Source organism: Bradyrhizobium sp. F1.4.3, from assembly GCF_040548375.1.
GTDB lineage: Bacteria > Pseudomonadota > Alphaproteobacteria > Rhizobiales > Xanthobacteraceae > Bradyrhizobium.
Genome location: NZ_JBEPRN010000003.1, coordinates 96,053 through 117,401, shown reverse-complemented (window position 1 = coordinate 117,401; position 21,349 = coordinate 96,053). Strand labels below are relative to the sequence as shown.

The 21,349-nt window shown below is 63.9% G+C and carries 17 protein-coding genes; 9 read left to right on the top strand and 8 right to left on the bottom strand.

Annotated features, from left to right (window positions below; genetic code table 11):
- Positions 1 to 170 precede the first annotated feature (170 nt).
- Entirely contained in the window at positions 171 to 662 is a 492-nt protein-coding gene (locus ABIB73_RS12560) for an MmcB family DNA repair protein (protein ID WP_354224473.1), read from the top strand.
- Positions 663 to 847: 185 nt separating this feature from the next.
- On the opposite strand, the gene ABIB73_RS12555 is transcribed toward ABIB73_RS12560, so the two are convergent.
- Together ABIB73_RS12555 and ABIB73_RS12550 are read right to left on the bottom strand one after the other, a co-directional pair.
- Complete coding sequence (locus tag ABIB73_RS12555) at positions 848 to 1,402, bottom strand: ActR/PrrA/RegA family redox response regulator transcription factor (protein ID WP_354224471.1); 555 nt, start codon at positions 1,400 to 1,402, stop codon at positions 848 to 850.
- 103 nt (positions 1,403 to 1,505) lie between these two features.
- Entirely contained in the window at positions 1,506 to 2,816 is a 1,311-nt protein-coding gene (locus tag ABIB73_RS12550) for an ActS/PrrB/RegB family redox-sensitive histidine kinase (RefSeq protein WP_354224470.1), read from the bottom strand.
- 140 nt (positions 2,817 to 2,956) lie between these two features.
- Between ABIB73_RS12550 and ABIB73_RS12545 the strand changes: the two genes are divergently transcribed.
- The 4 genes from ABIB73_RS12545 (at position 2,957) to ABIB73_RS12530 (ending at position 7,175) form a co-directional block, all read left to right on the top strand.
- Positions 2,957 to 3,760: an ABC transporter ATP-binding protein gene (locus ABIB73_RS12545; protein WP_354224468.1), complete on the top strand. Its 804-nt coding sequence runs from the start codon at positions 2,957 to 2,959 to the stop codon at positions 3,758 to 3,760.
- Complete coding sequence (locus ABIB73_RS12540) at positions 3,757 to 4,575, top strand: ABC transporter permease (RefSeq protein ID WP_354224466.1); 819 nt, start codon at positions 3,757 to 3,759, stop codon at positions 4,573 to 4,575. The genes ABIB73_RS12545 and ABIB73_RS12540 overlap by 4 nt, the downstream gene beginning before the upstream one ends.
- Before the next feature lie 121 nt (positions 4,576 to 4,696).
- Positions 4,697 to 6,025 carry a polyhydroxyalkanoate depolymerase gene (locus ABIB73_RS12535; RefSeq protein ID WP_354224464.1) on the top strand — a complete coding sequence of 443 codons (1,329 nt, stop codon included), beginning with the start codon at positions 4,697 to 4,699 and terminating at the stop codon, positions 6,023 to 6,025.
- Between the two features lie 310 nt (positions 6,026 to 6,335).
- A complete protein-coding gene (locus tag ABIB73_RS12530) occupies positions 6,336 to 7,175 on the top strand; it encodes a M48 family metallopeptidase (RefSeq protein WP_354224462.1) in 840 nt (279 codons plus the stop codon).
- Positions 7,176 to 7,319: 144 nt separating this feature from the next.
- Here ABIB73_RS12530 and ABIB73_RS12525 read toward each other — a convergent pair whose 3' ends face one another.
- Both ABIB73_RS12525 and ABIB73_RS12520 read right to left on the bottom strand, forming a co-directional pair.
- Positions 7,320 to 7,985, bottom strand: a complete 666-nt coding sequence (locus ABIB73_RS12525) for a hypothetical protein (protein ID WP_354224460.1) — start codon at positions 7,983 to 7,985, stop codon at positions 7,320 to 7,322.
- 403 nt (positions 7,986 to 8,388) lie between these two features.
- Complete coding sequence (locus ABIB73_RS12520) at positions 8,389 to 10,596, bottom strand: transglycosylase domain-containing protein (RefSeq protein WP_354224458.1); 2,208 nt, start codon at positions 10,594 to 10,596, stop codon at positions 8,389 to 8,391.
- Positions 10,597 to 10,764: 168 nt separating this feature from the next.
- Between ABIB73_RS12520 and ABIB73_RS12515 the strand changes: the two genes are divergently transcribed.
- A complete protein-coding gene (locus tag ABIB73_RS12515; protein ID WP_354224456.1) occupies positions 10,765 to 11,190 on the top strand; it encodes a DUF1330 domain-containing protein in 426 nt (141 codons plus the stop codon).
- A 242-nt stretch (positions 11,191 to 11,432) separates the two neighbouring features.
- Here ABIB73_RS12515 and ABIB73_RS12510 read toward each other — a convergent pair whose 3' ends face one another.
- Together ABIB73_RS12510 and ABIB73_RS12505 are read right to left on the bottom strand one after the other, a co-directional pair.
- Positions 11,433 to 12,659, bottom strand: a complete 1,227-nt coding sequence (locus ABIB73_RS12510; RefSeq protein WP_354224454.1) for an ABC transporter substrate-binding protein — start codon at positions 12,657 to 12,659, stop codon at positions 11,433 to 11,435.
- Positions 12,660 to 12,791: 132 nt separating this feature from the next.
- Entirely contained in the window at positions 12,792 to 13,148 is a 357-nt protein-coding gene (locus ABIB73_RS12505) for a DUF1304 domain-containing protein (protein ID WP_354224964.1), read from the bottom strand.
- Positions 13,149 to 13,246: 98 nt separating this feature from the next.
- On the opposite strand from ABIB73_RS12505, the gene ABIB73_RS12500 reads away from it, so the two are divergent.
- On the top strand, positions 13,247 to 13,777 hold the full coding sequence (locus tag ABIB73_RS12500; protein WP_354224452.1) for a methylated-DNA--[protein]-cysteine S-methyltransferase: 531 nt from the start codon (positions 13,247 to 13,249) through the stop codon (positions 13,775 to 13,777).
- A gap of 156 nt (positions 13,778 to 13,933) precedes the next feature.
- On the opposite strand, the gene ABIB73_RS12495 is transcribed toward ABIB73_RS12500, so the two are convergent.
- The gene (locus tag ABIB73_RS12495) at positions 13,934 to 16,723 is read right to left on the bottom strand and encodes a [protein-PII] uridylyltransferase (protein WP_354224450.1); all 2,790 of its coding nucleotides are present in this window, start codon (positions 16,721 to 16,723) and stop codon (positions 13,934 to 13,936) included.
- Positions 16,724 to 16,970: 247 nt separating this feature from the next.
- On the opposite strand from ABIB73_RS12495, the gene ABIB73_RS12490 reads away from it, so the two are divergent.
- A complete protein-coding gene (locus ABIB73_RS12490; protein ID WP_354224448.1) occupies positions 16,971 to 17,480 on the top strand; it encodes an OsmC family protein in 510 nt (169 codons plus the stop codon).
- Positions 17,481 to 17,654: 174 nt separating this feature from the next.
- Positions 17,655 to 18,455, top strand: coding sequence for a hypothetical protein (locus ABIB73_RS12485; protein WP_354224446.1), 801 nt, complete (start codon positions 17,655 to 17,657; stop codon positions 18,453 to 18,455).
- A gap of 111 nt (positions 18,456 to 18,566) precedes the next feature.
- Here the strand turns inward: ABIB73_RS12485 and mutS are convergent, their stop codons facing one another.
- A complete protein-coding gene (gene mutS / locus ABIB73_RS12480) occupies positions 18,567 to 21,305 on the bottom strand; it encodes a DNA mismatch repair protein MutS (RefSeq protein ID WP_354224444.1) in 2,739 nt (912 codons plus the stop codon).
- Between the last annotated feature and the right edge of the window lie 44 nt (positions 21,306 to 21,349).

Here is a 21,349-nt window from a genome sequence, read left to right as displayed (position 1 = left end):
TGACGCGCGGTGTGTGTACCGCGGACAGGCTTTCTCGCTACCAGTCTTCGCCAAACTATTCCCTGTGGGTATGGGTCCCGGCCTTCGCCGGGACGACAGCGGAGAATAGGGCCGCAGCTCGTCTCTATCGAAGGTGTGCGCGCTTCCTGGAATCGGCTAAACTCCCCCCCATGGACAACCCCGCCCGCACCATCGCCCTCGTGCCGCCGCCGGATCGTCGCCAGTCGGAGACTGCGCTGGCGGTCGCGCGTGGCACGGCGCGGCTGCTGCGCTCGCTCGGCTTTTCCTGCATCAGCGAATTGCCGCTGCCGTCAGGGCGGCGCGCCGATCTCGTGGCACTGAACGAACGCGGCGAGATCTGGATCGTCGAGATCAAGTCATCGGTCGAGGATCTGCGGGCCGATCAGAAATGGCACGAATATCGTGCCCATTGCGACCGGCTGTTCTTCGCCTTCACGCAGGATCTGCCTTGCGAGATTTTTCCGCAAGACACCGGCCTGATCATCGCCGATGCCTATGGCGCGCATCTGCATTGCGAGGCGCCCGAGCACAAGATCGCTGCTGCCACGCGCAAGCAGATGACCGTGCGTTTTGGGATGGCGGCAGCGCTGCGGATCAACCGGCTGGTCGATCCGCAGGGGCACGCGGAGTTTTGGGAATAGCGCCAAAGCGCTGTAATTCTTTCCCCGTCATCCTGAGGTGCGAGGCTTGCGATGCGATCGCATCGCAAGCGGAGCCTCGAGGATGAACGGCCGGGATGCAGCCGGGCCATCGTCCTTCGAGGCTCGCCTTGCTTTGCAAGGCGAGCACCTCAGGATGACGGCGAAACAGGAGTGGGTGCCGAGAATTACCTTGGCGCGCGCTTCGCCAAAATGCGCTGCAAGGTACGGCGGTGCATGTTGAGCCTCCGCGCGGTCTCCGAGACGTTGCGGTTGCACATCTCGTAGATGCGCTGGATGTGTTCCCAGCGCACGCGATCGGCCGACATCGGGTTCGCCGGCAGCTCGGACTTGTCCGCGCCGGTCGACAGCAGTGCGGCGACGACGTCGTCGGCATCCGCGGGCTTCGAGAGATAGTCGATCGCGCCCATCTTCACCGCGGTGACGGCGGTGGCGATGTTGCCATAGCCGGTCAGCACGATCGCGCGGGCCTCAGGGCGCTTCTTCTTCAGCGCCGAGACCACGTCGAGGCCGTTGCCGTCGCCGAGCCGCAAGTCGACGACTGCGAAAGCCGGTGCGGACTTGCCGATCTGTGCAAGACCATCCGAAACGGTGTCACACGATGTCACCGCAAAACCGCGCGTTTCCATGGCGCGCGACAAGCGCTCCAGAAACGGCTTGTCGTCCTCCACGATGAGAAGCGAGCGGTCGGCCTGTTCGTTCAGTTCGGCGATGGCGTTCAAGGTTTTGTCCTCTCTGCAGCACATCTGCATATGGCGTCGCAATCGGGCGGTGCCAAGGCCGCCAATAGTCGATCGGGCCTCACGTGCGACGCAAGGTCGCGGTCTATCCTATTGTTTCTTCGAAGGTCTCGATAGCCTCAAAACGCTCCCGCGGCCACGCGATCTGTACCACTGCACCGTGGTCCGGAAAGGTTCGATTGGTAAACGAGACCTTGGCGCCGGTGCGTTCCAGCAGGGTGCGTGCGATGAACACGCCAAGTCCGAGACCGCCGCCTTCATCCTGGGTGCGCCGCCGCGAGAGGTAAGGCTCGCCGATCCGGTTCAGGAGATCGGGCGGAATTCCCGGGCCGTCGTCGGAGATCACGATCTCGATGGTGTCGTTGTTCCACCACGCGTTCACCTCGACTGTGGTGTGGGCGAAATCGACGGCGTTCTCGACGATGTTGCCGACGCCGTAGAGGATCGCAGGATTGCGCGAGCCGACCGGCTCGGCCGCAGCAGCGATCGCGATCCGGACCTTGATGTCGATGCCGAAGTCGCGGTGTGGCGCCACCACCTCCTCGATCAGCTCGGACAGCTTCATGCGGTCGAACGGCGCGCCGCTGGACGAGAGCTGCGTGATCTTGCTCAGGATGTCGCGGCAGCGCTGTGTCTGCTCGCGCAGGGTTTTCAGATCGGCAGCGAAAACCGGGTCTTTCACCGTCTTTTCCAGTTCGCGCGAGATCAGGAAGATGGTCGCAAGCGGTGTGCCGAGCTCGTGCGCGGCCGCGGCGGCCAACCCGTCGAGCTGAGTCAAATGCTGCTCGCGCGTCAGCACCAGCTCGGTCGCGGCCAAAGCGTCGGCAAGCTTTCGCGCCTCCTCGGTGACCTGGAAGGAATAGAGGCTGGTGACGCCGATCGCGAGCACGATCGAGAGCCAGACGCCGACGAGATAGATCGGCGGCAGCACCACCGGATCGTCCGAGTCCCAAGGCAGCGGCAGGTGAAAGAAGAACAGGATCGAGGCGCAGGCAACCGCAAGCAGGCCGATCCCGAAGGTCAGCCGGGCCGGCAGCGCGGTGGCCGAGATCAGCACCGGGGCGAGAAACAGGAACGAGAACGGGTTCTGCAATCCGCCGGTGAAGAACAGCAGCCCGGCCAGTTCCACGATGTTCAGCGCCAGCAGCCCGGCCGCGTGGATCGGCTCGAGCCGCTGCATCGGGTTGGCCACGGTTTGCAGCGCCAGATTGAGCGCCGCCGACAGGCCGATGATGCTGACGCAGGGGACGATCGCGACGTCGAACTCCAGCCCCTGCGCCACGATGAAGATCGCGGCGAGCTGGCCCAGCACCGCGAGCCAGCGCAGCCGCAGGATCGTGTCCAGGCGGATGTGTCGCTGCGAGGGACGGAAGTCGGAAGCGGCAGTCTCGGTCATCTCAACCAATCTAGCGGTGCGTGCGTCTGATCACAAACACGCTGGCTCACAGTTTCAGTCTGGTCACAAGTCTCTTACATCAAGTCTTGCTACTTCAGGTCTTGCGCTCCACCGCGCAATGGCGGAAGAACGCCTCTAGCATGACTGAGAACGACAATGCTTCAAGTCGGCCGACTGTCGCGGATAGCGCTTCCTCTGCGGCAATAGAGGTCGATCGCCTCGTCAAGGTCTACAAGCAGATCCGCGCGGTCGACGGCATCTCCTTCTCGCTTCGTCGCGGCAGTATCACCGGGCTTCTGGGTGGCAACGGCGCCGGCAAGACCACCACGATCGCGATGATCATGGGGCTGGTGCTGCCAACCTCCGGCCGCGTGCGCGTGCTCGGGCACCGGATGCCGGAAGAGAGCGCGGCAGTGCTGGGACGAATGAACTTCGAGAGCCCCTATGTCGACATGCCGATGCGGCTCACAGTGCGGCAAAACCTCACCATCTTCGGCAAGCTCTATGCGGTGAAGCACCTCGCCGACCGCATCGCAACGCTGGCCGACGATCTCGACCTCACCGAATTTATCGACCGCGCCAACGGCAAGCTCTCCGCCGGGCAGAAGACCCGCGTCGCGCTGGCCAAAGCGCTGATCAACCAGCCGGAGCTGTTGCTGCTGGACGAGCCGACCGCCTCGCTCGACCCCGACACCGCCGATTGGGTGCGGGCGCATCTGGAGGCCTATCGCAAGGCGCACAACGCCACCATCCTGCTGGCGTCGCACAATATGCTCGAGGTCGAGCGGCTCTGCGACCGCGTCATCATCATGAAGCGCGGCCGCATCGAGGACGATGACACGCCCGACGCCATCATGGCCCGCTACAACCGCTCCACGCTGGAAGAGGTGTTCCTGGACGTCGCGCGCGGCCGGGTGAACGGTGTTCAGGAGGCCGGGCGATGAGCGACTTCGCCCTCCATCGCGGCCTGTCCTTGCAGCGCATCGGCGCGATGATCCTGCGCTATTGGTATCTGTTGATGTCGTCCTGGCCCCGGCTGCTCGAGCTGTTGTACTGGCCGGCGCTCCAGATCATCACCTGGGGCTTCCTCCAGCTCTACATCGCGCAGAATGCCAATTTCTTTGCGCGCGCCGGCGGCACGCTGATCGGCGCCGTCATCCTCTGGGACATCCTGTTCCGTGGCCAGCTCGGCTTCTCCATCTCGTTCCTGGAAGAGATGTGGGCGCGCAATCTCGGTAACCTCATGATGAGCCCGCTGAAGCCGATCGAGTTTCTGCTGTCGCTCACTGTGATGAGCCTGATCCGGCTCGCGATCGGCGTCATCCCGATGACGCTGCTCGCGCTGTTCCTGTTTCACTTCAATTTTTACAGCCTCGGCCTGCCGCTGATCGCGTTCTTCTGCAATCTGATCTTCACGAGCTGGTCGGTGGGCATCTTCGTCTCTGGCCTGGTGTTGCGAAACGGGCTGGGCGCAGAGAGCATCGTCTGGACCTTGATGTTCGCGATCATGCCGCTTGCCTGCATCTACTATCCGGTCAGCGTGCTGCCGGTCTGGCTGCAATATGTCGCCTGGGCGCTGCCACCGACTTACGTGTTCGAAGGGATGCGCGCGCTCCTGATCGAGCAAACCTTCCGGATCGATCTGATGCTGGAAGCATTAGCCATCAACGTCGTGCTGCTGGTTGCATCATTTGGGGCATTCCTTGCCCTTTTGCGCAGCGCCAGGGAGCACGGCTCGCTGCTGTCGAGCGGCGAATAGCTTCACTTTCCCGTGGATTCAGGCTGGTTTAACCGTCTCCGCTACGTAGATGTACGGAACCATGCATTGACGCAATATTACGCATTCGGCAGTATGCTGCGATGCGAAGAAGGATTTGATCATGCCTATTGGTGAGTTTGGCGGCGCACCGCCCCTGGCGAGTGAAGGCAGTCCGGTCCTGACCACGCCGATGTACTGGATGTACGAGATGGCGCAGGCCTCTCTCAATCCGGCGCGCGCCGTCACTGACGCAACCAAGCTGCTGTTTCAGAATCCCCTGAATCCGTGGGCGCGCACCGAGGTCGGCAAGTCGGTCGCTGCTGCCTGCGAATTGTTCGAGCGCACCACGCGCCGCTACGGCAAGCCGGAATGGGGTCTCAACGACACCGAGGTCAACGGCATCCGCGTCCCCGTCGAGGTGCGCCCGGTCTGGGAAAAGCCGTTCTGCAAGCTGCTCTACTTCGATCGCAAATTCACCCGTCCGCTACGCAGCCCGCAGCCCCGCGTGCTGATCGTCGCTCCGATGTCCGGACACTATGCGACGCTGCTCCGCGGCACGGTCGAGGCCTTCCTGCCGTCGCATGAGGTCTACATCACCGATTGGGCCGACGCCCGCATGGTGCCCTTGAGCGAGGGCCGCTTCGATCTCGACGACTACATCGACTACGTCATCGAGATGCTGCACGTGCTGGGCGGCAACACCCATGTGCTGGCGGTGTGCCAGCCCTCCGTGCCTGTCGTCGCCGCTGTCTCGATCATGGAAGCGCGGCGCGATCCCTTCGTACCGACCTCGATGACGCTGATGGGCGGCCCGATCGACACCCGCCGCAATCCGACCTCGGTCAATAACCTCGCCCAGGAGCGCGGCATCGACTGGTTCCGCAACAACGTCATCACCAAGGTGCCGTTCCCGCATCCGGGCATGATGCGCGACGTCTATCCGGGCTTCCTGCAGCTGAACGGCTTCATCAGCATGAATCTCGACCGGCACATGGACGCCCACAAGCGGCTGTTCGCCAATCTGGTGAAGGGCGACGGCGACCTCGTCGACAAGCACCGTGACTTCTATGACGAATATCTCGCGGTGATGGATCTCTCCGCCGAGTATTATCTGCAAACCGTCGACACCGTGTTCGTGAAGCACGCGCTGCCGAAGGGCGAGATGACCCATCGTGGAACTCGCGTCGATCCCTCGAAGGTCACGCGCGTCGCGTTGATGACGGTCGAAGGCGAGAACGACGACATCTCCGGCCTCGGTCAGACCGAAGCAACGCACACATTGTGCAACTCGATCCCCGATCATCGCCGCGTTCATTACGTCCAGAAGGGCGTCGGACATTACGGCGTGTTCAATGGCTCGCGTTTCAAGTCGGAAATCGTGCCGCGGATTCATGATTTCATGGTCTCGGCCGCGAATCCGAATGCAACGCAGGCTCTTGCAGCCGAATAGAGCGTTTTCGAGCGAAGTGGCGACCAGTTCGCGCAAAGAAAGCGCGTCAAAATAGGAATCCAGAGCCGTTCCGATTTCATCGGAACGGCTCTGGGCGCGTTTTCGGCTTTCCCGTCGAAAATTCGGGCCCTGCCGGAGCCTCCGGCACGGCCCGGTTCCCGCCAGATTCGCGGTATTTAGGTAGCTTTATAGGAGTGAGTCCCTCCTCACCCCTTGGGGGTGCCGCATGCGTCCAGCGGGGGCGAAAAAACGGGGTTCCAACCCCAGTCTGTAGGGTCTCCCGGACGTCAGACCCCTGTATATTGGGCAAATGATTTGTTTTTGCGCCGAGCGCTTTCCCTGGCGGCGGTTATGGCAGAATCCGGGCGAACTCCTGCTCCCCGGACTGACAGACATGGCCACTCGCGCGCTCCTCTATCGTCGGCCCCACGAACCAAAGACCCTCGTCATCACCCATGGATCGCAGTTTTTTGCGATCCGGCTGCGCCGGCACAGACGCGCGCGCCGCTACACGCTCCGAATTCATCCGAGTGATCGCGAAGCGATCCTCACCATGCCGCCGCGCGGCACGCTCGCCGAGGCAAAAGACTTCGCGCAGCGTCACGGCGCGTGGATCGCAGCTCGTCTCGGCCGTTTGCCGAAGGCCGCGCCGTTCCAGCCTGGCACAGTGATACCGCTCCGCGGCGTTGCCCATCGCATCGTTCATCGCACAGGCCAGCGCGGCACGGTGTGGACGGAGATGCGCGATAGCGGTGAACGCATTCTCTGCGTCGCCGGCGGCGTCGAGCATGCCGACCGCCGAGTCCACGACTTCCTCAAGCGCGAGGCGCGCAGCGATCTCCAGCGTTCGACCGAAGCCTATGCTGCCGAGCTCGGTGTCAGGGTCAAGCGGCTCTCGATCCGCGATCAGTCCAGCCGCTGGGGCTCCTGCACCTCGGCGGGCTCGCTGTCGTTCTCCTGGCGCCTGATCCTCGCGCCGCCCTTCGTGCTCGACTATCTCGCCGCCCACGAGGTCGCCCATCTCGTCGAGATGAACCACTCGGCGCGGTTCTGGCGCGTGTGCGGAAAGGCCTGTCCGTCGATGGAGCGCGCCAAGAAGTGGCTCGATACGTACGGCAACGATCTGCACCGCTACGGGGTCGAGGATTAAGCCCTCGCTGTTGCAGTTTTGGAAGCTGTCATCGCCCGCCTTGTGCGCACTTGCGCACTGGAGCGGGCGATCCAGTATTCTGAGGCGATTTCTGCGCGTCTCGCGCCACGACCACTGACCCGCGGTATCAATTCATCTCTCGGATCAAGTGCTGAAATCCGCGCTTGTCCCCGGCTGCGTGCGTGACGCGAGATAGGACGATTGCCGTTGCGCGGTGGCTTTTTGGCCCTCGGCCAGCATCAACTGAAACGCTGCGTCGAGTTGCTCGCGGCTATAAGTCACGGCACTGCTTTCATGCGGTGTCCATTGGGATTGCGTGATCGCGGTGGGAGCCTTTTCGACGGTGCCACCAAGCAGCTCGGCGTACGTGTCGGCTCGCCATTGCGCCAGGTCCGGTCCACTCAGACCGGGGGAATCCTGGAGATTGCCGATCTTGGCGGCCGCCTCGTTGGTCATCGTCGAGGACCCGCCATTGTACAGAGTGGCGACCACCTTGCCGTTAACTTTCACCTGAGCATAGGTGTTCTCAGGTGCATCGTCCGAGACGAACGATTGAGTTGCACTCGCGCCGTGGGTCGTCAGCCAGTTCGTTGCCATCAGGTCGCGCAGGACCGGATTATCCGCTGCCGATATTGGCTTGGCACCCTGCAGCGGCTTGAGTTGGGAGACGTCAATTCCGGGGCCGCTGGTCGCTGTGTCGGTGGCAGCCGACGCCTCTGATTGGACATCCGATGTCGATGTCGCATTTGAACTGGACGTTAATGCAGGGCGTAGATAAGCCGACGCCGCATTGTATAGGCCTGAGATCATGGAACGCTCCTTGGCACGAAACGCGCTTTTTCAGCACTCAACCTAAGAGAGCAAATCCCGGGCCGATGTCGGGGGCTTGAAGAGACTCGCGTTTTAGCTTTCAGGGATGCCCCGGCCCGGTAGATCTTGCCGTCTTGGGCAGGACTTGCCCCTCCGCGAGCCGCGGATCGCAAGCGCGCCGTATCGCGCGAGATGCTCCGAGCGCATCCCTTGCAGCCGCATTCGTTCCGCAAATCGCAAAATCCGGTGCTGCCGACGCGCCTTGCGCGACAGCGACCGAATGACCCGATGCGTCAATGACTTCGCAGAATCCACCCAGCATCACGCCGGGAGTCAGCGGCTACTGTGCATGGGGTTGTTTTCGACATTTTTGTTTTGAGGCCACCGGGACCTCAGGCCGAATCTATCGATTTCTGCCAAACAGCCGGTCCATCAACCAGCCATCGAGCCCTGCCGCCGCTTCCGGCCGCGCATTGGCGCGCGTCGGGGGCGGGCGATAGCCGCCATTGTTGGCCGGCGCTGAAGCTGCCGATGTCGGCGGCGACACCTGCGACGCGGCCTGTGCGAGGTTCGAGAGGCCCCAGCCACCTTGCGAGCTCGGCAGGTTCGCGACCTGCACGCCCTCGTGCGCCGTCTTCATGAAGCGGGACCAGACTTCGACCGGCAGGCCGCCGCCGGTTGCTTTCCTGGTCGGCGAGTTGTCGTCATTGCCGAGCCAGACGCCGGTGACGAGCTTGGCGGTGTAGCCGATGAACCAGGCGTCGCGGTAATCCTGGCTGGTGCCGGTCTTGCCGGCCGCCGGCCAGCCCGGGATCTCCGCCTTCTTGGCGGTGCCGGAGATCAAGGTCTCCCGCATCATCGTATTCATCATCGCCACATAGCGCGGCTCGATCACCTGGTTGTGCTCGTCCGCCTGGCGCATGTAGAGCAGCTTGCCGTCCATCGTCTTGATCCGCGTCACCACATGCGGCGCGACGGCAAAGCCGCCATTGGCGAACGGCGCATAGGCCCCGACCAGCTCGACGACCGAGACCTCGGAGGTGCCGAGCGCGATCGAGGCGTTGGGCTCGAGCTTTGAGGAGATGCCGAGCCGGTGCGCGGTGCGCACCACATTCTTGGGTCCGACCTCGAGGCCGAGGCGAATGGCCACCGTGTTGAGCGACATCGCGAGCGCCTGGGTCAGCGTCACCGCGCCGAAATATTCATGGGTGTAGTTCTCGGGCTTCCAGCCCTTGACCTCGATCGGCGCGTCCTGGCGCACGGTGTCAGGCGTCAGCCCCTGCTCGAGCGCGGTCAGATAGACGAACGGCTTGAACGAGGAGCCCGGCTGGCGCTTGGCAGTCACCGCGCGGTTATATTGGCTCTCGGCATAGTTCCGCCCGCCCACCATGGCCCGCACGGCGCCGTCCGGCGTCATCGCCACCAGCGCGCCCTGGCTGACATTGAACTTCACGCTCTTGGCCGCGAGCTCGTCGATGATGGCGGCTTCCGCCACGCTCTGAAGCTTTGGATCGATCGTGGTCTCGACCGTGATGCTCTGGTCGATCTGGCCGACGAGGTCGTCCAGCACCTCGCCGATCCAGTCGGCGACGTAGTTGACGGTACCGGCGCCGACCGGCTTCACATTGTAGGAGGGATGGCCGATCGAGGCCTGCGCCTGCGCGTCGGTGATGAACTTTGCATCCGCCATCGCCGCGAGCACGATTAGGGCGCGCTGCTCGGCACCTTCGGGGTTGCGGTTCGGCGCGAGCCGCGAGGGCGATTTGACGAGGCCGGCGAGCATCGCGGCTTCGGGAATCGTGACGTTCTTCGCCGACTTGCCGAAATAGCGTTGCGCCGCAGCTTCCACGCCATAGGCGCCCGAGCCGAAATAGACGCGGTTGAGATAGAGCTCCAGAATCTCGTTCTTGGAATGCTTGCGCTCCAGCCAGATCGCGAGCTCCGCCTCCTGGAGCTTGCGCTGCATGGTGCGCTCCTGGGTCAGGAACAGGTTTTTGGCGAGCTGCTGCGTCAGCGTCGAGCCGCCCTGCGACACGCCGCGATGGAGCACGTTCGTCACGGCTGCGCGCAGAATGCCGATGGGGTCGATGCCGAAATGCGAATAGAAGCGGCGATCCTCGATGGCGATGAACGCCTTCGGCAGATAGGGCGGCAGATCCTTCAGCGATACGTTAGCGCCGGCCATCTCGCCGCGTTGTGCCAGCATGCTGCCGTCCATGCCGACGATCTGGATCGTCGGCGGACGTTTGGGAATTTCCAGCGACTGGATCGGCGGCAGATGGGCGCCGACCCAGACCACGATTCCGATCACGGCAATCACGCCCCACAGGCTCAGCACCGCGCCCCAGTAGACCAGGCGGCCGAGGCCCGCGCTGATGCGCGACTTCGATCGGCGCTTGGCGCCGCTGCGGCCGGCTTGCGCCTTGCGCTCACGCGGCGGCTCGTCGCCGGGATCCTCGCTTTTGCGCTTGGCAGATGATTTTGCAGATTTTTTCGGCTTGTCGCCGGCGTTGGGAACGCGGTCCGCCGCGGTCAGGCGCAAATCGGCGAGCGCTGCGGGCAAGCCGAACAGCGGCTCTTTCCGCCCACCCTTTTTCTTTCCCCACGCCATACGCAAAACGCCCGGTCAGCCCGCCCCGCCGCACGCTAGCGGTGGCTGTTTAAGGCCCAGTTACGCAAAACTTAACGCGCGATTAGGAGGTGCGGCATTCGTCCGCCGCAGTTCCGCTAGCCTGGTGATGGAGCTAGGATTGTCGGCAGAAAAGAAGAGGGAACTCGCATGGGCCACATCGATCCGACCAAGGAAATCTTCGCGCAATTCCGGGAGAACGACCGCCCGGGCCCGATCCACATGCTCAATCTGGTACGGCTGCGCAAGGAGGCGGCCTATCCGGACGGCCGGAAAGCAAGCGGCGCGGAAGCCTACGCGGCCTATGGCCGCGAGAGCGGCCCGGTGTTCGAACGCCTCGGCGGCCGCATCGTCTGGCAAGGCAGGTTCGAGCTGATGCTGATCGGCCCCGAGGCCGAGCGCTGGGACCACTGCTTCATCGCCGAATACCCAAGCGTCGCCGCCTTCGTCGAGATGATCCGCGACCCCGTCTATCGCGAAGCGGTGAAGCATCGCCAGGCCGCTGTGGAGGATTCGCGGTTGATCCGGCACGCGGTGCTGCCGGTTGGGAAGAATTTTGGCGAGATACCGGAGTAGATGCCTATCGGCAATCTCTCTCCGTCATCCTGAGGTGCGAGCTCTGGCGAGCCTCGAAGGATGTGCGGCCCCCAATGCGTCTCCACGGTCACCAGCCGGGCCGTCGCCCTTCGAGGGCCGCTGAAGAAGCGGCCACCTTAGGGTGACGGTGATGGATTGGGCGCGTGGCCAATTTGCGCAGTGAAGCTAAAAAAATCGACGGCCGTAAGGCCGCCGATTGCAGTTCAGAGTACAAATAACGGCTAACCCGCCGGACCCGCATCCTCCATGATCGGGCCGAACAGCTCCCAGCGCTCGCCGTTGAACTTCATCATCTGCATCTGCTTGTTGACGCGATAATCGTTCGGCCCGGTGTTGATCTTGATACCGGGCAGCGCGAAGCTCGGAGTGAAGTCTTTGATGTTGGCCACCTGCTTCATGACGTTCTCGCGCGTCAGGTCGTCGCCGCACTGTTTCAGCACCTGGACCAGGAGCTCGGCCACCGAATAGGCGTAGGTGTTGACGGTGTTGAGCTTGTCGCCTTCGGGGAAATACTTGTCCATGAATGCGAAGAACGCCTTCACGCCCGGGTCGTCCTTCCACTGCGGATCGCCCGGCTCCTTGCCGTACTGCGTCGAGATGATGCCTTTGGAGATGTCGAGGCCGGCGGGCTTCAGCGTCGCCGAGATCGGGCTCGCATTGATGTCGACGATGTGCACCGGCGTCCAGCCGAGATCGGCGAGCTTCTTGATCGCCTGTGCCGCGAATTTTGGCGTCGAAGCATCAAAGAACACGTCGACGCCCATCGACTTCAACTTGACGACCTGCGAGTCCACCGTCGGATCGGTAACCTCGTAGGACAGCTCGCCGACGATCATGCTGGCGGCCTTGTCGCCGAGCCCGCTCTTGAGGCCCGCGAGATAGTCGCGGCCCATGTCGTCGTTCTGGTAGAGCACGCCGATCTTGGCATTGGGGTGATTGGCGAGAACGTATTTTGCGTAGATGCGTCCCTCGGACACGTAGTTCGGATTGTAGGCGATGGTCCAGGGATAGTTCTGCGGATCGTTGAAGCGCGCGGCACCGGTGGAGGCAAGGAGCTGCGGCACCTTCTTGCCGTTGAGATATTTTTGCACGGCGGCGTTGGCCGCGGTCCCGATGAGCTGGAAGGTGAAGAGCACCTCGTCGCCTTCGACCAGCTTGCGCACCTGCTCGACCGTCTTCGGCGGCGAGTAGGCGTCGTCATACTGGATCAAATTGATCTTGCGGCCGTTGATGCCGCCCTGATCGTTGATCATCTTGAAGTAGGCGGCCTGGGTCTTGCCGATATTGGCGTAGACGGAGTAGGCGCCGGAGAACGGCACAGTCTGGCCGATCTTGATCTCGGTGTCGCTCGCGCCGGTGTCGTATTTTTTCTGTGCGAGGGCTTGCGATGCCGAGAGGGCGAACGCGAGAACGGCCGTCGCGGCCAAATAGGGAATGCGATAGGTCATCGTGGGATCTTCCTCCTGGCGGAATTATCTGCCGATGGTCTATTTCCGCCGTTCAGGCGGCCGCCATCGCTGCCAGGAGTGTGGAGGAAGCCTTTGCGCCGCGCAAGGATCGCGATGGCGCACCAATACGACCTAAGCGAGATAAAGCACGGCCAGCGCCGCTGCCGCCGGCAGCGCCTGCACGATCAGGATGCGCGTGCTGACTGTTGCCGCACCGTAAACGCCGGCCACGATCACGCAGATCAGGAAGAATGCCTTGATCTGGAATGCGAAGGCCGGGTTGCCGTGCACGAGGCCCCAGACCAGGCCCGCGACCAGAAAACCGTTATAGAGCCCCTGATTGGCCGCCAGCACTTTTGTGATCTCGGCCTTCTCCGGCGTCTGATGAAAAACCTTCAAGCCCTGCGGCTTGTCCCAGAGAAACATCTCGAGGATCAGGAAGTAAGCGTGCAATGCGGCAACCAGCGCCACCAGGACATTGGCGATCAGGATCAAGTTGAGCTCCCCCAAAAGCGTCAGCTTTCGGGTGGACGGTAGCACGTCCGGTGTGGCACGTGCGATACGTGTTCCCGTGCAATGGTGTCGCAATGGCTAGTCGATCAACGCGCCTACCCGAAAGTTTTGGTCTCGATCGCCTGGTGACGCCGATCGGGATCGCGTTGCTCGTCATCGATGCCGAGGGCGCGCTGCGCGCGCTCGACTGGGAGGATTACGAGCACCGCATGCGCGAGCTGCTGCGCCTGCATTATGGCGCGGTGGCTCTGAGTGACCATCATGCGCCCGCAAGCATGCGGGCCGCGCTGTCGGGCTATTTCGACGGTGATCTCGCCCAGCTTTCAGCGATCGCATGGCGTATCGCCGGCACGTCGTTTCAGCAGAAGGTCTGGACCGCGCTTGCGCAGATCCCCGCCGGCACCACGATGAGCTACGGCGCGCTCGCCGCAAAGATCGACATGCCCAAGGCCATTCGCGCCGTCGGCCATGCCAACGGCTCCAACCCGATCAGCGTGGTGCTACCCTGTCACCGCCTGATCGGCGCAAATGGTTCGCTGGTGAAATACGGCGGCGGACTGGAGCGCAAGCGCTGGCTGCTGCGGCATGAGGGGGTGGAGATTTGATGGCGTCGCGCACTCCAATCTCTCCCCTCGTCATTCCGGGGCGCCGCGCAGCGGCGAGCTATGATGCGCAATTGCGCATCTGAGAATCCATCGTGCCGCCAGTAACGCAGATAAATGGATTCCGGGCTCGCGCTACGCGCGCCCCGGAATGACGGACTACGCCGCCGGCTGAACCGCCTTCTCGCCAGCCATCACATGGGTCAGCGCGCTCTTGATCGCGGCCTGGCGGGTCGGCGCGTTGATCTGCGCGCCGAGGAGGTCGGTGACGTAGAACACGTCGCGGGCGCGCTCGCCGAAGGTCGCGACATGGGCCGATGCGATGTTGAGGTTGAGTTTCGAAATCGCCGTGGTCAGCTCATAGAGCAGGCCGGGTCGGTCGAGGCCGGACACCTCGATCACGGTGTAGCGGTCGGACCACTGGTTGTTGATGGTCACTTCCGGCTCGATCACGAACGGCCGCGCCTTGCTGCGCACGGTGCGCCGCGCTACCACTTCCGGCAAGCGCAGCTTGCCTTCCAGCACGTCCTCAATCATCTCGCCGATCCGGGTGGCGCGCCGGCCCTCGTCCTCGTCGCGGTCGTATTCCCTCGAGATCGAGATCGTGTCGAGCGCGCGGCCGTCGGTCGTGGTGTAGATCTGCGCATCGACGATGTTGGCGCCGGCCGACGCACAGGCACCAGCGATGATCGAGAGCAACCACGGATGGTCGGCGGCAAAGATCGTCAACTCGGTGACGCCGCGCACCTCATCAAAGCCGACATTGATTGCGAGCTTGTGGCCGGCCTGCTCGCTGGAACGGACGAAACGGGCGTGCCGGATCTTTCGCGGCAGCTCGACCTTGAGCCAGTAGGCCGGATAGTGCCGGCCGATATAGGCGTCGAGCTCGTCGCTCGGCCATTCGGCGAAGGCCATGCGGAATTCGGCGTGCGCGGCCACGAGGCGCTTTCCCCGGTCGACTTCCGAGAAGCCGCCGGTCAGCACCGGCTCTGTCTCATAATAGAGAGAGCGCAAAAGCTGCGCCTTCCAGCCGTTCCAGACGCCGGGACCGACGCCGCGGATGTCGGCAGTGGTGAGGATCGTCAGCAGCTTCATCTGCTCGACCGACTGCACCACGGCAGCGAAATTCTCGATGGTCTTGCGGTCGGAGAGGTCGCGCGACTGCGCGACCGTGGACATCGTCAGATGCTCCTCGATCAGCCAGGCCACGAGTTCGGTGTCGGCCGGACTGAAGCCGAGCCGCGGGCAGAGCCGGCGCGCCACCTTGGCGCCGGCGATCGAGTGATCCTCCGGCCGGCCCTTGGCGATGTCGTGCAGCAGCGTCACGATGTAGATCACGGAGCGATGCTCGGGCCGGATCTTGCGCATCAGGTCGCTGGCCAGCGTGAACTCCTCGAGGCCGCCACGCTCGATGTCCTGCAAGAATCCGACGCAGCGGATCAGATGCTCGTCGACGGTGTAGTGATGATACATGTTGAACTGCATCATCGAGACAATCTTGCCGAAGGCGCGGATGAAGTGGCCGAGAACGCCGGTCTCGTTCATCCTGCGCAGCACGATCTCCGCGTTGTCGGAGGTCAGGATCTCCATGAACAGCCGGTTGGCCTCGGGATTCTCGCGCAAGCTCGCATTGATCAGGCCGAGCGAGCGCGTCACGTCGCGCATCGCATCCGGATGGAAGGCGAGGTTGTTCTTCTGCGCCAGGCGGAAGATGCGGATCAGATTGACCGGATCGTGCTTGAAGACGTCGGGCGCGGCGACATTGATGCGGTTGTTGTCGACGATGAAGTCGTCGCTGTCGGGCACGCGCCGCTTCACGGGGGTGGGGCGCAGCCGCGCCATCATCCGGCTCAAGACCGGTGCGGGCTTGGCCTGCTGGTCCTCGAGCTTGGCGCAGAGGATGGCAGTGAGGTTGCCGACTTCCTTGGCAACCAGGAAGTAGTGCTTCATGAAGCGCTCGACGTCCTGCATGCCGGGATGCGAGGTGTAGCCGAGCCGGACCGCGATCTCGCGCTGGAGGTCGAACGACAGGCGCTCTTCGGCGCGGCCAGAGTAGAAATGCAGATTGCAGCGCACCGACCAGAGGAAATCGGCGCAGCGGCGGAAGGTGCGATACTCCTGCGCGTCGAACACGCCGCGCTCGACCAGTTCGTCGGTGTCGCGCACGCGGTAGACGTATTTGGCGATCCAGAACAGCGTGTGCAGGTCGCGCAAGGCGCCCTTGCCGTCCTTGACGTTGGGTTCGACGAGATAGCGCGACTGGCCGCCGCGGCGATGCCGCTCCTCGCGCTCGGCGAGCTTCGCGGTGACGAATTCGGACGCGGTGCCTTGCACCACTTCCTTGTCGAAGCGCGCGACCAGTTCGTCATAGAGCGGCTGGTCGCCGGTGAGGAAGCGCGTCTCCAGGATCGCGGTGCGGATGGTCATGTCGCCGCGCGCCTGGCGGATCGATTCATCGACCGAGCGCGTGGCGTGGCCGACCTTCAGTCCCATGTCCCAGAGGCAGTAGAGGATCGCTTCCGCGACCTGCTCGCCCCAGGCGGTCTGCTTGTAGGGCAGGATGAAGAGCAGATCGATGTCGGACTCGGGTGCCATCAGACCGCGGCCATAGCCGCCGGTCGCGACCACTGCCATGCGCTCCGCACCGCTCGGGATCGGCGAGCGGTAGAGATGGCGGGTGGCTGCCGAGTACAGGATGCGGATGATCTCGTCCTGCACGTGGCACAGCCGCTCGGCGCAGCGCCGGCCGTGACGGTCCTTCAGCAGGATCGCTTGCGCCGCGTCGCGCGCGGCCATCAGTTCGGCCTTCAGCAGTTGTGCCACGGCCGTGCGGAACGCGTCCTCGCGGCCCTGATGCTTTTCGGCAAGCGCATCGACCGCGGCGGTGATCCGCGCGGTATCGAAGCGATCATCCACCTCGGGCCTGTGCTCAGTCGCGACGCTGTCCATGTCTCACCGGATATAAGAGGTGACAGGCGCTGTCACGAGACATTAATGGAACGCGAAAGAGACGAGCCGGCGGACCCGGTCGGAAGGTCGCGGACCGGCTTCCCGAAGCGCGCGTAACATTTTGAATATAATATGCTTTTTCGCGCGCAGCATGTCGCTCATGGCAGCCTCCAGCAATCGCAGGCTGACATGGAACTGATCGCCTTCTATACCGCACGTCAGCTAGGGAATTTGGGGAGAGAACAAGATGGATGCCGCAGAACTGCGCCAGATGCAGGCCCCGATCAAGGAGCGTTACAAGACCGATCCCAGGACCGCGATGATCACGCTGAAGGCCAAGGGCTCGACCGACAGCGAAGGCATTGCCTGCAAGGTCGAGACCGGCCGCGCCATCGCAATGGCTGGCCTGCATCCTGCCACCGGCGGCTCCGGCCTCGAGCTCTGCTCCGGCGACATGCTGCTTGAGGCGCTCGTCGCCTGCGCCGGCGTCACGCTGAAATCGGTCGCGACCGCGATCGAGGTGCCCTTGAAGACCGGCAACGTCTATGCCGAGGGCGATCTCGACTTCCGCGGTACGCTCGGTGTCGACAAGGAGACGCCGGTCGGCTTCGCCGAGATCCGCCTGCGCTTCGAGGTCGACACCGATGCAGCCCAGGACAAGCTCGATCTGCTGCTGAAACTCACCGAGCGCTATTGCGTGGTTTACCAGACCATCAAGAACGGCCCGAAGGTCTCGGTGTCGATGCAGCGGATGTGATGTCTAGCCTCCCCTGGAGGGGAGGGTCGATCGCGCGTAGCGCGAGCGGGGTGGGGTGATCTCTCCACTCGGGCACTGCATCTGTGGAGAGACTGTCACCCCACCCCGTCTCACATTTCGCTTCGCTCAATATGAGCCGACCCTCCCCCTCCAGGGGAGGGTAAGAAGAAAAAAATGTTCCTCGACCTCCACTTCATCCTCTTCCTCCTCCTGCGCATGGCAATCGCGGCGGCGTTCGTCGTGACGGCGTCTGTTATCACCGAGCGCTCGGGACCGGTGATCGGCGCGCTGATCGCGACCCTGCCGGTCTCGGCCGGTCCGTCCTACGTCTTCCTCGCTATCGATCATGACGCGGCTTTCATCGCGCAAGGTGCGCTGTCGAGCCTTCCGGTCAATGCGGCGACGATCTTCATGTGCCTCACCTATGTCGTGCTGGCGCAGCGGCGCAGCCTTCTGGTGAGTTGCGGAAGCGCGTTCGCGGTCTGGATCGCCATCGCCTCGATCATCCGCATGTTTGACTGGACCTTGACGGCCGGACTTGCCGCCAATCTGATCGCGTTCGGCATCTGCATCCCGCTGCTCGCCCAATATCGCCACGTAAAGATGCCGCTGGTGACGCGCCGCTGGTACGACATTCCGATGCGGGCTGCGCTGGTCGCAACCCTTGTCGCCATCGTCGTCTCGACCTCGGGCTGGGTCGGCCCCCGCATCAGCGGCATCATCGCGCTGTATCCGGTCGTGTTCTCCAGCATGATGGTGATCCTGCATCCCCGCATCGGTGGACCGCCGACCGCCGCCGTGCTTGCGAATTCCGCCTGGGGCCTGCTCGGTTTCGGGATGGCAATCGCGGTGGTGCATGTCGGTGCCGCCAATTTCGGCTCGGCGATCGGCCTCAGCCTCGCACTCGCGACCTGCGTTGTCTGGAATTTGACGCTGTGGTGGAACGGGCGAAGGAAGCGGATGGTGGCGGCATAGGTGTGCCGTAGGGTGGGCAAAGGCGCACTTCGCGCGCCGTGCCCACCATCTCACCGCGATCTCGGATATTGCAAGGTGGGCACGCTTCGCTTTGCCCACCCTACGGCACCGTTACTGCTTCGGCAGCTTGGCCTTCAACGCATAGAGCGCATCCAGCGCCTCGCGTGGTGACATCTCGTCCGGGTGCAGCGCCTTCACCGTCTCCATCAGCAACTCGGCCTCGCTCGGCGGCGCGGCTTCTGCCGCCGCACGCGACGGCACCGCGAACAGCGGCAGATCGTCGGCGAGGGCGCGGGCGGTTTGGCCGCGGTCCTGGGCCTCTAACTTCGCCAGCACGGACTTGGCGCGTGTGATCACGGCCGGTGGCAGGCCGGCGAGTTTCGCCACCTGGATGCCGTAGGAGCGGTCGGCCGAGCCCGGCAGCACCTCGTGCAGGAACACGACATTGCCCTGCCACTCCTTCACCCGCACGGTGGCGTTGAACATGCGCGGCAGTTTGGCCGAGAGCGCGGTCAGCTCGTGGTAATGCGTCGCGAACAGCGTGCGGCAGCGGTTGCTCTCGTGCAGATGCTCGATCGCGGCCCAGGCGATCGAGAGGCCGTCGAAGGTCGCGGTCCCGCGCCCGATCTCGTCGAGGATGACGAGTGCGCGCTCGCCGGCCTGGTTGAGGATCGCCGCGGTTTCGACCATCTCGACCATGAAGGTGGACCGGCCGCGCGCGAGATCGTCGGCGGCGCCGACGCGCGAGAACAGGCGATCGATGATGCCGATCCGCGCGCGCGAGGCCGGTACGAAACTTCCGATTTGAGCAAGAAGTGCAATCAGCGCATTCTGGCGCAGGAAGGTCGATTTACCAGCCATGTTCGGACCGGTGAGCAGCCAGAGCTGGCCGGACTTTTGCGCAGGTCCTGGCGAAAGGTCACAGGCATTGGCGATGAACGGCTCGCCATTGCGCTTCAAGGCCTGCTCGACCACGGGATGGCGGCCGGCCTCAATCGCGAAGCCGAGGGAGTCGTCGACCTCGGGCCGCACATAATTGTCGTCGACCGCGAGCTTGGCCAGCGAGGTCGCTACGTCAAGCAGCGCAAAGGCATGGGCGGCGGCGCGCAAATCGTCGCTGACCGCCAGGGCCTTCGCGGAAAGCCGCTCGAAGATCTCGAGCTCGAGCCCGAGGGCGCGGTCGCCCGCGTTCGCGATCTTCGCCTCGATCTCCCCCAACTCGGAGGTGGTGAACCGTACCTGGCCCGCCAGCGTCTGGCGATGGATGAAGGTCGCGTTCAGCGGTGGCGACATCAGCTTGTCGCCGTGCTGCGCGGTGACTTCGACGAAATAGCCGAGCACATTGTTGTGCCGGATCTTGAGGCCCTTGACCGAGGTCGTGTCGGCGTAGCGCGCCTGCATCGAGGCTACCACCAGGCGCGAGGCGTCGCGCAAATTGCGCGCTTCGTCGAGCGCGGGCTCATAGCCCTCGCGCACGAAGCCGCCGTCACGCTTGATCAGGGGCAGCTGCTCGGCAAGCGCGGTGGCGAATTCGGCGGCCAGTTCTCGCGACGGTCGTTGCAGCGCCGCCATCACGGCCGCGATTTCGTGCGGCGGCTGCTCGAGCTCGGCAAGCCGCGCCAATGCCTGGTCCGCGGCGATGATGCCATCACGCAGGCCGGCGAGATCGCGCGGCCCGCCGCGGCCGACCGACAGGCGCGCCAGCGCGCGGGACATATCGGGGGCGCCGCGCAAGATGCTGCGGATGTCCTCGCGTGCGGCTGAATCCGCGACGAAGCTGCTGACCGCGTCGAGCCGCCGCGCGATGCCTGCCGTATCGGTCAGCGGTGCGGCGAGCCGTTGTGCCAGCAGGCGCGATCCCGCCGAGGTCACCGTGCAGTCGATCGCATCGAGCAGGGAGCCTCGGCGTTCGCCAGCGAGCGTCCGCGTCAGTTCGAGATTGGCGCGCGTGGCCGGATCGATCGCCATGGTGGCGCCCGAGGCCTCGCGCGCGGGCGGCGGCAACGGCGGATGCTTGCCGACCTGGGTGCGGTCGACATAGGTGACGGCGGCGGCAGCGGCGGTGGCCTCCAACCGCGTCAGCTGCGCCAGTCCGTCCATGGTCGCGACCGCAAAATAGTCGCACAGGCGTTTTTCAGCGGTGGCGCCGTCGAAGACGTCGCGGGTCAGCGGCGTCACCGCGGGCAGTTCGCGCAAGGTCGGCCCGAGCTCGCTGTCGTTATAGAGCGCGTCTGCGACGATCGCCTCGTTCGGGTTGATGCGCGCCAGCGTCGCGGCAAGTTCACCGCCGGAGCATTCCGTCACCGTGAACTCTGCAGTCGAAATGTCGATCCAGGCGAGGCCAAAGCGGTCGCCGCCAGCCGACGAGCGCGCCCGCGCGATCGCCAGCAGATAATTGTTGGCGCGCGCGTCGAGCAGCGTGTCCTCGGTCAGCGTGCCCGGCGTGACCAGCCGCACCACGCCGCGGCGCACCACGCTCTTGTTGCCGCGCGCCTTGGCGGCGGCGGGATCCTCGGTCTGCTCGCACACCGCGACCCGGTGGCCGGCGGTGATCAGGCGATGCAGGTAATCCTCGGAGCGCTCGACCGGCACGCCGCACATCGGGATATCCGCGCCCTGATGCTTGCCGCGCTTGGTCAAGACGATGCCAAGCGTCTTCGAGGCGATCTCGGCGTCCTCGAAGAACAGCTCGTAAAAGTCACCCATCCGGTAGAACAGCAGCAGGCCCTGATGCGCCGCCTTGATTTCAAGGTACTGTTCCATCATCGGCGTGACGCGCGCGATGGCCTCCGCTGGCGGTGCGGGTACTTCGTCGGGGGGCGGGACAGGTATCGGCTGTTGCATTGTCATGGGCGGCGCAACCTACAAAATTTCGCCCTCTGCTCCTATCGCTT